Source organism: Sporocytophaga myxococcoides (assembly GCF_000775915.1).
GTDB classification, from domain to species: Bacteria; Bacteroidota; Bacteroidia; order Cytophagales; family Cytophagaceae; genus Sporocytophaga; species Sporocytophaga myxococcoides_A.
On the sequence record NZ_BBLT01000014.1, the window covers coordinates 86,299 to 99,915 of the forward strand.

Annotated in this window: 7 protein-coding genes; 6 read left to right on the forward strand and 1 reads right to left on the reverse strand. The window is 33.7% G+C overall.

Going from position 1 to position 13,617, the window contains the following annotated elements:
* Positions 1-13: 13 nt before the first annotated feature.
* Positions 14-1,069 carry an NAD(P)/FAD-dependent oxidoreductase gene (locus MYP_RS23520; protein ID WP_045469407.1) on the reverse strand — a complete coding sequence of 352 codons (1,056 nt, stop codon included), beginning with the start codon at positions 1,067-1,069 and terminating at the stop codon, positions 14-16.
* A gap of 299 nt (positions 1,070-1,368) precedes the next feature.
* Between MYP_RS23520 and porU (MYP_RS23525) the strand changes: the two genes are divergently transcribed.
* The 6 genes from porU (MYP_RS23525) to MYP_RS23550 all read left to right on the forward strand — a co-directional run bounded on the left by porU (MYP_RS23525) (position 1,369) and on the right by MYP_RS23550 (position 13,453).
* Positions 1,369-5,262: a type IX secretion system sortase PorU gene (gene porU, locus MYP_RS23525; protein WP_052430464.1), complete on the forward strand. Its 3,894-nt coding sequence runs from the start codon at positions 1,369-1,371 to the stop codon at positions 5,260-5,262.
* Between the two features lie 178 nt (positions 5,263-5,440).
* A complete protein-coding gene (locus MYP_RS23530) occupies positions 5,441-6,088 on the forward strand; it encodes an MBL fold metallo-hydrolase (RefSeq protein ID WP_045469409.1) in 648 nt (215 codons plus the stop codon).
* Positions 6,085-6,792: a CDP-diacylglycerol--serine O-phosphatidyltransferase gene (gene pssA, locus MYP_RS23535; protein WP_045469412.1), complete on the forward strand. Its 708-nt coding sequence runs from the start codon at positions 6,085-6,087 to the stop codon at positions 6,790-6,792. Before MYP_RS23530 ends, pssA begins: the two co-directional genes overlap by 4 nt.
* Positions 6,793-7,035: 243 nt before the next feature.
* Positions 7,036-10,926 (forward strand): type IX secretion system sortase PorU, encoded by a 3,891-nt coding sequence (gene porU, locus MYP_RS23540; RefSeq protein WP_052430465.1) that lies wholly within the window; start codon positions 7,036-7,038, stop codon positions 10,924-10,926.
* Between the two features lie 43 nt (positions 10,927-10,969).
* Positions 10,970-12,175 carry a type IX secretion system outer membrane channel protein PorV gene (porV, locus tag MYP_RS23545; RefSeq protein WP_156140805.1) on the forward strand — a complete coding sequence of 402 codons (1,206 nt, stop codon included), beginning with the start codon at positions 10,970-10,972 and terminating at the stop codon, positions 12,173-12,175.
* Positions 12,176-12,181: 6 nt separating this feature from the next.
* Positions 12,182-13,453, forward strand: coding sequence for a M16 family metallopeptidase (locus MYP_RS23550; protein ID WP_045469415.1), 1,272 nt, complete (start codon positions 12,182-12,184; stop codon positions 13,451-13,453).
* Positions 13,454-13,617: the final 164 nt, after the last annotated feature.

Sequence of the window (13,617 nt, forward strand, 5' to 3'; positions counted from 1 at the left end):
AATATATTAGCCATCAATGGCGGTGAAAGAATGATTCAAACCTAGATATATTAACTTCATTATCCAGAGATTTATTTTCTTCTAAAAAAGAAAATAATTGCTCTGCAAAATATGGTGCCAAACTTATTCCCTTTGTACCTAAACCGTTAAATATTGCCAGTTGTGGGTATTGGGGATGTAATCCTAATATTGGTCTTCGGTCACTCGTAGATGGCCGAATTCCTGCTTCCTGTCTTACATATTCAAAATCAAAACTTACAAGATCTTTCAATTTATTTTCAATTTCCTCTCTGGCCTTTTGGGTAACCTCATCTGTCAAGTCTTTCCAATCATATGTAGACCCAGCCTTTAAATTTCCATTATACAACGGAACTACAAATACTCCTTTGCTTATAATCTGTTTCAAAGGGAAGTGAGTTTTTAAAGTTAAAACCTCCCCTTTCACAGGGATATATGGGATCCAATTAAAATAGGGGTTAAATTGATTCAGATAACCTTCAGCGAAAATAACTTTTCTTGCCTTGTAATTTCCCCACCTTATACCTTCATTTTCAAATACCAGGTCAGAGCAACTGAACTTTTCACTGATAATGCTTTCCCTTTTATCAAAATATCTGAGTGCTGCTGAAAGCAATGTTACTGTATCTACATAACCTCCTTTAAAAAGACTTAGACCGCCAAAATGTTTGTTTTTATTAATAGGAAAATCATCTGATGAGGTAACCACCCTTGAAAATTTATTATATGCTTCATCAGAATTACTTACCCAATGATTTTGTTCTTCAATAGAGCCAAATGGCCTGAAAATAGGCAATGGATAAAAAAACTTTGCTTCGAGATCTTTCTCCATTTCAGGGTAAAATTCATTCAAAAACGGGAACAATTGCTCTGCTTTCCAGGTCTTAACCATCCTCTTACCCGTAATCGGATTAAAAATTCCTGCCGCTACTTTTGATGAGTTATTTTCCCCTCCGTCGATAATGAGAGTTTTAAGACCTTTTTTTATTAATGTATATCCCAAAACGGAGCCAGCAATGCCTTGTCCTACTATAATATAATCATAAATCATTCGGTAATTTAAATACATTTATCAGGAAAATTGACATTTGCAATCTCAATTTTATCGGTGAAAAATATCAGACATTTTTTATCCAAAATCAAATCTGTGAATAAATCTGAAACCCAGATTCTAACGGTTTTATGCTACATTTAGTATTCTCTCACTCATAGTACTTACAAACTCTCTTCTATAGCTTCCTTTAGATTTAACATCTATTTTTTAAAAAAATAATAAGTTTCAGATAAGTCCGTTTACAAGATCGTCTGACTTTTCCAGATGTTTTTATTGTTCACTCAATTTTTAAAATAATGAAATTCATTCAACTACTTTTAATCCTTTTACTAGTAGATTCTTTCAAGGTTTTTGCTCAAAATGTTAACTCAAATTCAGGAATAAGTATACAATGGGGAAACCCCATTACATTGCAGACTAAAGATCATGATATAAAAGTTCCTGACTTTCTTTCCGCAAATCATCTCGAAATTCATGGTTTTCTTCCCTCCTATCACATCCGAATCTATGATGAAGTAGTAGAAGAAATAGAAATTTTTGCTGACTCTACAGAAATAGTAGATGCTGAGACAGCGAAGCTCATAAGAGAAGCGGCTAAAGAAGGATTTGCTCCTTTTATTTCCATAAGTTATTTCAAAGGCAAACCAGTAAGTGATATTTTCGTTGTTCCTATCCTGACTACTGCAGATTCATACTTAAAGCTAAGAGCATTTTCATATAGCTATAAGACCCGTAGAAATAAATCTGTTGGGACCGATTCAAGAAAGATTATCAGGAAAGCCAACAACTCCTATCTCTCTTCTACTAGCACATCTACCTCCGTGCTTGCTAATGGAGAATGGTTTAAATTTAGTATTCCCTATTCTGGAGTTTTTAAAATTGATTACAACCTCCTTTTAAAAATAGGTATCAATCCATCCGGCATTAATCCAAGAGAACTGAAGATATATGGTAATGGAGGAGGTATGCTTCCTCAAAGCAATTCCATACCCAGATATGATGATCTTGTTGAGAATTCTATTTTTGTATTTGGGGAAGATGATGGGAAATTTGATCCCCAAGATTATATATTATTTTACGGAGTAGGTCCACATGTATGGAAATACAATGAAATAGAAAGATCATTTAATCATTCTTACAACCTGTATTCTGATCTCTCCTATTATTTCCTCACCATCGGGCCTGACAATGGTCTCCGGATAAGTGATCAAAGTTCACTCAGTAATGCTACTGCAACTATCGACCAATTTGATGAGAGGTATTTCTTTGAAAAAGATGAAGCACAGGTAATGACTACACCATGGGTCCCTAGTGGAAGATTATGGATAGGAGATATATTTAATTATAATTTGCAAAATACTTATAACTATGATGCTACGGGTATTATTCAAAACAGCAATATAATTATAAGATCGGCTTGTGTCGGTCGGTCTACGACAGCCTCGTCATTTAATGTATCAATAAACAATATTTTAATTGGCTCACATGAGTTTAAAATTCCCAGATACTTTGAAATACCTGCATCAGACGATACATATATAGGAGAATACAAAATTGATACATGGCAAATCAATAGTTCAGCAATAGCTGGGAATAACTTTTCTATTAAATATTCTTTCAACAAAAATGGCAAATCAGAAGCAAGAGGTTACCTGGATTTTTTCGAAGTCTTTATCAAAAAAAAGCTTCAGCTTTATGGAAATCAAACATCCTTCAGATCATTACAAAGCCTGAACAATTCAATATCAGAATATAGTATTGCAGGTACTAACAATTCAGAACTTATCTGGGAGATTACAGATCCTCTATTTGTTAAAAATCAAAACTATGATTTTAAATCAGGACAATCATCGTTCTCAGCCAATTCATCCATATTAAAAGAATATATTATATTCAAACCTGATAATGTAAGCGCTCCAGCCTTCGAGAGTAGAGTTGAGAATCAGAACCTACACGGCATCACACAATCAGGTATACCGGACAATTTAATAATCACTACAGATGAATTTTTAAAGCCTGCAAATGAATTGGCACAATTTCATAAGAACTTTGACAATCTGGATTCCTATGTGGTTACAGTAAAAAAAATATATAATGAATTTTCATCCGGAGCTCAGGATATTTCTGCGATCAGAGATTTTATTAAAATGGTATATGACAGAAGCAGACCTGGAGACAGCTTGCAATTTGTGACCCTCTTCGGAGACTGCTCAGTGGATTATAAAAACAGAATTCCTAACAATACAAACCTTATCCCTGTATACCAATCCCGTGAATCACTGCATTCCTTATTATCTTATTCATCCGATGATTTTTATGGTTTACTGGATGATAATGAAGGAAACTGGGAAGAAAATCTTAATGTCAATGACAAAATGGAAATAGGAATAGGCAGACTCCCTGTAAGAACAGAATCTGAAGCATATGAAGTTGTCGAAAAAATTAAAAAATACAAATCAAATCAATCGCTGGGGAAGTGGCGGAATAACATTACTTTGATTGCAGGTAATTTAGCTCCCAAAGACTCTGATACCAATTCCTTTCTATCGGCAGCAGAAACACTTGCTGACATCATTACCCAGAGAGGCAAAGACTATAATCTCAATAAAATTTACCTTCCTTCATATCCTTTAATATATACACCATCAGGCGCCATCTGCCCTTTGGCTAATGAAGCGATACAAAATGAATTTGAAAAAGGTACCTTAATATTAAACTATATAGGACATGGCAATGAGGTACAACTCTCTCAGGAAAATATTCTTAATACCACTTCCCTTGCTAATCTTAAAAATCAATTTCAATTACCCTTCCTAGTAGCTGCTACTTGTCAATTCGGGAGGTATGATTTCCCTGAAATCCAATCGGGAGTGGAGGTTGCTTTGAGAAACCGAGAGGGTGGTTCTATAGGGTCTTTAGCACCTACCAGGCCAGTATATAACCTTTACAATCAAGCTCTCAATGAAGCTTTTTATAAAACAGCTTTTCTAAAAATGGGGACTCAATTTTTAACTCTTGGAGAAATTATTCTTTTTACAAAAAACAATAGTACACGTGGCATTTATAACAGGAGCTATACTTTAATCGGAGATCCTTGTCTTACTTTAAACTATCCACGAGAGGAAATTCTTGTAACACAAATAAACGGACAATACACCGGTGGAACATCTGATACACTTAAAGCTTTGCAAAAGGCGAAGATTGAAGGGGAAATAAGATCGGGTGGAAATATTATTTCAGATTATAATGGGATCCTGCGGCTAACTCTCTTTGACAAAGAAACCTCTATCAATACTATTAATAGGCCGATCACAACATACAGCGTTCAAAACAAACTCATTTATGACGGGAATGCATCTATAAGGAATGGGAGATTTGCAGTTGAGTTTATTATTCCAAAAGATATTTCATATCAATACGACAATGGTAAAATCAGTCTTTATGCCAGCAATTTCCCTAGTGTACGAGACGGTGCTGGTTCTTCAACCAATATCATTATCGGAGGATCTGATAATAATGCAACCGATGACATCACTCCACCAATCATCAAAGCTTATCTGAACGATGAGTCATTTGTCTTTGGGGGAATTACTAATTCAAATCCAAAACTCATTGTTAATTTATTTGACGAAAGTGGAATAAATCTGGCTTCTTCAGGCATTGGTCATGAGATTTCATTAATCCTCGATAATTCAAACGAGCGCATCATATTAAATGAATTTTATACCACTAAACTGGATAATTACAAGAATGGAACTGTTACTTTTAATTTAAAAAATCTTACACCGGGAAATCATTCATTAAAAATAAAAGCCTGGGATACTTATAATAACTCTTCCGATACCTATTTGGAATTTGTTGTTGTAAACAAAGAAGATGTTGATATCTCCAATGTTTTGAATTATCCAAACCCCTTTACTACTCATACTGAATTTCATTTTGATCACAACAGAGCTGGAGATGATATTGATGTAAAAATTCAGATTTATACTGTCTCTGGTAAATTAATTAAAACCATTTCTGAAAGATTTTATATTTCACCTGCCCATATTTCAAATATATTTTGGGATGGCCTTGACGACTTTGGTGATAAAATTGGTAAAGGAGTATATGTATATAAAGTTTCGGTTAAATCACTTTCTGACGGAAATCATAAATCAAAGTTTCAAAAGCTCTTTATTCTCAATTAAGGTTAGATATCATATATAAATTGATTTTTAAAAGATTTATCAATATTTTATTTGAATACACATAACACATTTTGTAAAATGGGTGGATTTATGTTCTTCCAAAAAAGATTGAAATTTTGAATACAAATCCAATGAATATTGGTAATTTACAAATCAAATTTGCAAGTAAAACTTTATAATGATTCAGGTTCATTCATTTGTATTTAATCCCTTTCAGGAAAACACTTATATTCTTTTCGACGAAACCCGAGAAGCTATAATTATAGATCCAGGCTGTTATGAAAAAGATGAGCAGAAAGACCTTACTGCTTTTATTGAATCAAAAGATTTAAAGGTAAAATCTTTGATCAACACTCATTGCCACGTAGATCATGTTTTAGGCAATAGCTTTGTAAAAGATCATTACAAAGTAGAGTTAGGCATTCATCCGATAGAATTGAATCTATTAAGAGCAGTAAAAAGTTATGCATTCAATTATGGATTTGCAGGGTATCATGGCACAGAGCCAGAGTACTATTTGAATGAAGGAGATAAAGTAAAATTTGGAAATTCAAAACTCGAGGTTCTATTTGTACCAGGTCATGCTCCTGGTCATATAGCATTATACAGTAAAGAACAAGCTTTCTGTATTGCTGGAGATGTTCTATTTAATAGAAGCATAGGAAGAACAGATCTTCCCGGTGGAAACTTTGAAACATTGATCCACAGTATTCAAACAAAACTATTTGTCCTTCCGGATAATACAGTAATATTTCCTGGACACGGCCCTTCCACCACCATTGGAGAAGAAAAACGTTACAATCCATACTGCGCAACAATAAAATGATCATAAAAAAACACATCCCTAATTTTGTTACCTGTTTAAACCTGTTATCGGGATGTATTGGGATTACCGAAGCATTTAAAGGCAATCTTGTAAATGCTGCGCTTTTAATCATAGCAGGAGCAATTTTTGATTTTTTTGATGGGTTTATTGCCCGTTTAGTTAAAGCCTCTTCCCCAATTGGAAAAGATCTCGATTCCCTTGCAGATGTAATCACTTTTGGATTATTGCCTGGTGTAATACTATTTAATTTATTATCGACTAATGACAATCTTCCTTTGGGCATAAAATACATTCCATTAATTGTTCCAGTTTTTTCTGCACTTCGCTTAGCTAAATTTAATAATGATCCACGTCAAACCGGTTCCTTTATTGGAGTGCCGACACCTGCAAATGCCCTTCTCATTGGATCACTCCCTTTAATTACAGAATTTAATTCAGATTTAAATCTGAATTTTATCATCTTCAATCCCCTTTTCCTAATTTTGCTGAGTGTGATAATGTCCATCCTTCTGGTTTCAGAAATTCCACTATTTGCTTTAAAGTTTAAAACATTTAATTGGAAAGACAATCAAATTACTTATATTTTCCTAATAATCAGCTCCATACTTTTACTTTCAATAAAAGTAGCAGCCATACCATTAATAGTAATTTTATATGTAATTTTGTCCATAATCAATAATTCAGTATTTAAGAAAACCAAATAACATAAAATTGAAGTTTATCGCCAGGGTCGATGAATGCTGGTATGAATGACTGAATTCTAATGTTTATGCTCTTGAATTTGACAAGACGCTTATAAAAGAAAATATAAACCTTAAAAAGCTAATAACCAACCTGATTATGGAAGGATATAGTTTTAAAATTATACAAGCATAATAAATAATTCAAAATGCCGTTTATATCTCGCCTGCAAACCAGGCAAGATATAAACGGTTGTTTTTTTATCTATGAAATTAGAAACAAAGCTATTATTTCTATTACTGATATACACAATCAGTGCCAAAGCTCAAAATTCTGAAACTAAAAACTCCATTAAGTTAAAGTGGACACCTCCGGTTTCTGTTTTGGATAACCAAGCCAAAACAAGATTAGTTCCTAATTTTGAAGAAGCTTTTCATGTAGAACCTCAGGATTATTTACCCTCATTTGTATTACGCCTATATAATGAAAGGGTAGAGGAAATTTCAATTCAGCCGGATTCAACAGAAATTATGAGCAGTACAGATGCCGATCTTATAAAAAATGCTCCTGCTACAGCGTTTGAAACAAAAATTTTTATACGATACCATAAAGGGAAACCGCTAAGCGAAATTTTTATCGTTCCAATTAAAGCTTCTGGTGGTTCATTTCAAAAAATTCATAAATTTTCATATACCTATAAAACAGCTCGGACATCTGAAATTGCTCCTGCTTCAACCAAAATTTCAAAGAGATCAGGAGCATCCATTACGAGAACTGCTTCAAGTACCAATTCTGTCCTATCATCAGGAGACTGGTATAAATTAAGTATTTCAAATTCCGGAATTTTTAAAATAGATTACAATTTCCTCTCAAATCTAGGGCTAAACCCATCTTCCATAAATCCTAAGCAAATCAAAATATTTGGTAATGGAGGAGGAATGCTGCCTCAAAAAAACAATGCTCCAAGATACGATGACCTGGTTGAAAATGCTATTTATGTTTCAGGTGAAGATGATGGTAAATTTGACCAGGGTGATTTCATTCTCTTTTATGGGTTAGGTCCACATAGCTGGACATATGATTCTATAAATCAAAGCTTCAAACACGCTTTTAATATTTATTCCGACTTTGCTTATTACTTTCTTACTATAGGTTCGGATAATGGCCTTCGGATTCCTGAACAGGCATCAGAAACAGGTGCAGAACAAACCTTTACTCAATTTGATGATAGATACTTTTTCGAAAAAGATGAAGCACAGGTAATGGTGGAACCCATAAAACCAAGTGGCAGGCTTTGGATTGGCGATATCTTTAATTACAACCTTCAATATACATACCCATACGATGCAACTGGAATTATTCCTAATAGTGATATATTGTTCAGATCTTCATGTATAGGAAGGTCTTCAGCAGCAAGTTCATTCAATATATCTCTAAATAATGTGGCTATTGGCTCTCATGTATTTAATGATCCATTTAGATTTGAAAATCCTAGTTCTGAGTACCCATATGTAGGTGAGGAGAAAACTGAATTGTTCAAAATCAATAGCTCTGCAATTAATAATAGCTCTAACATTTCAATAAAGTATGTTTATAATAAATCTGGCCGAAGTGAAGCTAGAGGCTACCATGACTATTTTGAAATCTTTGTCCAAAAGCATTTAAGACTATATAATAATCAGACAACCTTCAGATCCATACGAAGCCTTAATTATAACATTTCCGAATTTAAAATTTCAGGTACACGAGGGACAGAAATTTTATGGGATATTACCGATCCTTTGTATGTAAAAAAACAAAATTATACTTATGCTTCGGACACATTGTTTTTTTCGACTAATACCAGCACACTAAAGGAATTTGTTGTTTTTAATTTAAATAATCTTAGTGGGCCCGGTTATGTAGGTAAAGTTACAAATCAAAATCTCCACGGAATTATTGGTCCAAATATTCCAGATAATCTAATTATTACCACTGATGAATTTGAAGATGCTGCGAATCAACTGGCTCAATTCCATAAATCTTATGATAATCAGGATTGTTATGTTGTAACTGTAAAAAAGATTTATAATGAGTTTTCGTCAGGAGCTCAGGATATTACAGCAATCAGAGATTTTATAAAAATGGTTTATGACAGAAGTACCCCTGGTGACAGCTTACACTATGTTACTTTATTTGGAGATTGCTCTGTGGATTATAAAGACAGGTTAACCAATAACACCAATTTTGTTCCCACTTATGAATCAAGGGAATCCTTACATCCAATTTTTTCATACTCGTCCGATGATTATTATGGTTTTATGGACTCTTATGAAGGGGAGTGGGTTGAAAAACTTAGTGGAGATGCAACCCTAGACATAGGTATAGGGCGGCTTCCGGTGAAAACAGCTGCTGAAGCATATACAATAGTTGACAAAATTAAAACCTATAAGAGCAATCGGTCATTAGGAAAATGGAGGAACAGAATTACTCTAGTTGCTGACAATCAACCTAACAGTAACCTTCATTTAATTTCGGCTGAAAAATTATCTACGAAACTTGAACAAGATTACCCTTATTATAATATTAATAAAGTATACCTTGCAGCCTATCCAATGGTATATACTCCTTCAGGTACTACCTGCCCTGCCGCAGCAGAAGTAATTCAAAATGACATTGATAAAGGAATATTTATATTGAACTATACTGGACACGGGGGAGAATTGCAGTTGGCTCAGGAAAATATTCTAAATACTACTATTATTTCCAAGTGGAAAAACATTGACCAACTTCCATTTATAGTAGCTGCAACGTGTCAATTTGGACGATATGATTATCCTGCTGTTGTTTCAGGAATAGAAACAGCAGTATTAAGTGCAAATGGAGGGGCAATAGGTTCTCTTGCATCTACAAGACCAGTTTATTCAAATACCAATGAGGCTATTAATGTTGCCTTTTATAATGCTTTATTTCAAAAGAAGGGGAACAGATACCAGCGTCTTGGAGAAATTATGCAGCCAACTAAAAACAAGAGTAATTCTGGTATTAACAATAGGAATTATGCATTATTGGGCGATCCAGCATTGACACTAAATTACCCAATAGAAGAAATTGTTCTTACAAAAGTAAATGGCGAGGATGTTACAGGTGTTGTAAGCGATACAATTAAAGCACTTGATAAAGTTAAGCTAGAAGGGGAAGTGAGATCAAGTGGGAGTCTCATAGGAGATTATAATGGTGTTTTAAATCTAACACTTTACGATAAAAAGAATACAATTACGACTTTAGAAAACCCAGTTACAAGCATTAGGTTACAAAACAGTCTTATTTATGATGGTCCTGCATCAATAAAAAATGGTAAATTTTCATTAGAATTTGTTATCCCAAAAGATATTTCTTATCAATATAGCAATGGTAAAGCTAGCTTTTATGCCAGCAATTTTCCTGCTCTCCAAGATGCCAAAGGAGCATCTTTTGACCTTGTAATCGGGGGAACTAATAAAAATGCAGCAGAAGATAATACTCCTCCCGTCATTAAATCTTTTTTAAATGATGAATCTTTTATTTTCGGGGGAACGACAGGTTCTAATCCAAAATTAATTATTAAACTATTTGATGAAAATGGAATTAATCTTGCCTCAGCAGGTATTGGTCATGAAATTTCAATGACCATAGACAATTCTAATGAGATAATATACTTAAATGAATTTTACAGCTCCAATTTAGATGACTATAAAAATGGTACTGTAAATTACCCTCTAAAAGATTTGAAGCCTGGCAATCACTCTATAAAAATTAGAGCTTGGGATACTTATAATAACTCCGCTGAAGCTTACCTTGAATTTGTAGTAGTAAACAATGAATCAATAACCCTCGACCACATTCTGAATTATCCAAATCCATTCTCTACCAATACAGAATTTCATTTCGACCACAACAGAGCTGGTGAAGATATTGACGTTATGATACAAATTTATACAGTTTCAGGAAAACTTGTCAAAACCATTTCCAATAGATTACTCACGAGTCCTAGTCATGTATCAGGAATCCATTGGGATGGCCGTGATGAATTCGGGGATAAACTTGGAAAAGGAGTATATGTATATAAATTAAATGTTAAATCTCTCCGAGATGGTAACCACAAATTTAAATACCAAAAGCTAGTAGTTCTTAACTAATAATTGATTTAAAATTTTAATTTTGAAATTCAAATTCACAGCAATGATAAAAAGATTATTTTTTAGTTTAAGCATTGTAGTACTTACCAACCAAATTACCTTGGGCCAAGGTTCTGGATTGACCTTAGGAGGGCAAGATGTTGAGCGAAACCCTATTACAACAGCAACGCCTTTCTTAACCATATCACCAGATGCCAGATCCGGAGCCATGGGAGATGTTGGAGCTGCAATATCACCAGATGCCAATTCAATCTTTTGGAACCCAGCTAAACTAGCCTTTGCCGAAAAAGATATGGGATTTGCCATTAGTTATACTCCATGGCTAAGAAAACTTGTAAATGACATGTCACTTTCTTACTTGTCTGGCTATAAAAAGCTAAGAAAAGAAGAAGCTATCGGAATTTCAATGAATTACTTCAATCTGGGGAATATTACCTTTACAGATATAAACGGTAATAACATGGGGGATTTTCGGCCAAAAGAGTTTTCATTCACAGGATGTTATTCAAGAAAATTAAGTAAGACATTAGGAGTCGCAGTAGGTCTTAAATACATTCATTCTAACCTTTCAGGTAGCATATCAATCAACAATTCGGGTACAACGACCGCAGCTAAACCAGGAAATACAGCTGCAGGAGACATTGGGGTCTATTTTAACAATGATTATATAATAGCAGGAACAAATACAAACATTGCTCTAGGTGCAATGTTATCAAACCTTGGAGCAAAAATATCATATACCAATAGTAGCCAAAAAGATTTCATCCCGACAAGTTTGAGAGTTGGTACTGCAGTAACAACTGAATTGGACCCATATAATAAGCTGGTCTTCGCTTTAGATGCCAATAAGTTGTTAGTTCCAACCCCACCTCAAAGGGATAGTTTAAATAATATCGTAAAAGGAAAAGACCCTGAAAGAAATCTATTAAGTGGAGTACTTGGTTCATTTTCTGATGCGCCCGGAGGATTTAAAGAAGAAATGCAGGAAATCATTTTATCTGGAGGAGTAGAATACTGGTATAATGACTTATTTGCAGTTAGAGGCGGATATTTTTATGAAAACCCTCATAAAGGAAACAGAAAGTATTTTACATTAGGATTTGGGATAAGATACCAAGTTTTTGGCTTAGACTTCGCATATCTTGTACCTGTAAGGTCTAACAATCCCCTTGCTGAAACGTTAAGGTTTACACTTCATTTCAATTTCGAAAGAAAGAGCCAAAAAGATATAGATACTATAACAGAATAATGAAAGATGTTGATAAGAACTCAGGAACCTGATTTAAACCAATTAGCATTTCATAAAATTTTATTACCTAAGCAAAACACCCTTAATAATAGTATTCCATTTTATCAATTAATTTCAGGAGCTCAGGACGTTCTTAGACTAGAAATAATATTTAAAGCAGGAAGCCTTTACGAAGCGAAAGAAAGTGTGGCCCACTTTACAGCAAAAATGCTGTCGGAAGGAACTAAAGATTTTTCCGCAAAAGAGATCCAAGAAAAAATTGCATTCTATGGAGCATTCATGGAATTAAACAGTGGATTTGACAGATCTGCTCTTACGGTATATTGTTTGGCCCGCCATCTCGATAAATTATTACCTATTATATCTCAAATAATTATTGAGCCTACATTCCCTGAACAAGAACTGGAGACTTTAAAACTTATTAGCACCCAATCGCTCCGTGTAAATCAGGAAAAGACAGCATTCTTAGCTTCAGCAAGATTCCGGAAACTATTATTCGGGCAACATCCATATGGAAGTTGCATGAGCGAAGCTGGCATCAATGCTATATCCAGAGACGACCTAATTCAATTCCATAATAAATATTATTCATTAGGAAATGCTACAATCCTTATCACAGGAGGAGGTAATACAAATTACTTCAACCTAATTAACGAGCATTTTGGAAAACATCAATTAAATATTAAAAATCAAATATTCGATTCTATCGCCAGCTGGGGAAATCCAAATACCGAAATCATTGTGAAAGAAAGTTCAATTCAATCTTCAATAAGGTTAGGTTGCCAACTTTTTACAATCAAACATGAGGATTATTTTAAAACATCTGTTCTAATTGAAATATTAGGAGGATACTTCGGCTCTCGTCTTATGAAAAATATACGAGAAGACAAAGGTTATACTTACGGGATACACGCCAACTTTGCAGTAATGAAAAATAATGGATATTTGGTTATCGGTACTGATGTAAATAAAGAAAATACTAAAGCAACTCTGGAAGAAATTTACAAAGAGATTAATTTACTCAAATTAGATAAAGTTAATTTAGAGGAATTGAACCTTGTTAAAAATTATCTAAAAGGAAGCTTTATTAATTCAATAAATACTACTTACTCACAGGTAGACAAATTTAAAACTTTATTATTTAATAATTTACCTGTGAATTTTTATGAGACATACTTTAACACCCTCACAAATATTACTGCTGAAGAAATACAAGCTACAGCCTTGAAATACTTCCAAATTGAAAATTTCTATGAAGTAGTAGTTGGAAATAAATAGTCTTACGAAAGACAAAAAACTTCAAACAAAAATTATCTCTTTACTAAGGTTCTTTAGAAAAAATTTATCCAGCCTGGATTTCAAAACATAATATTTACCATACTGCGGATAGGAATAACCGTATTTAATTTAATTTAATCTAATTTAATATAATCAAAACAAAT

What these genes read in the sequence shown, in the direction of transcription:
- MYP_RS23520 (WP_045469407.1), bottom strand. Translation starts at nt 1,069, where the DNA reads ATGATTTATGATTATATTATAGTAGGACAAGGCATTGCTGGCTCCGTT.
- porU (WP_052430464.1), top strand. Translation starts at nt 1,369, where the DNA reads ATGAAATTCATTCAACTACTTTTAATCCTTTTACTAGTAGATTCTTTC.
- pssA (WP_045469412.1), top strand. Translation starts at nt 6,085, where the DNA reads ATGATCATAAAAAAACACATCCCTAATTTTGTTACCTGTTTAAACCTG.
- porV (WP_156140805.1), top strand. Translation starts at nt 10,970, where the DNA reads ATGATAAAAAGATTATTTTTTAGTTTAAGCATTGTAGTACTTACCAAC.
- porU (WP_052430465.1), top strand. Translation starts at nt 7,036, where the DNA reads ATGAAATTAGAAACAAAGCTATTATTTCTATTACTGATATACACAATC.
- MYP_RS23550 (WP_045469415.1), top strand. Translation starts at nt 12,182, where the DNA reads ATGTTGATAAGAACTCAGGAACCTGATTTAAACCAATTAGCATTTCAT.
- MYP_RS23530 (WP_045469409.1), top strand. Translation starts at nt 5,441, where the DNA reads ATGATTCAGGTTCATTCATTTGTATTTAATCCCTTTCAGGAAAACACT.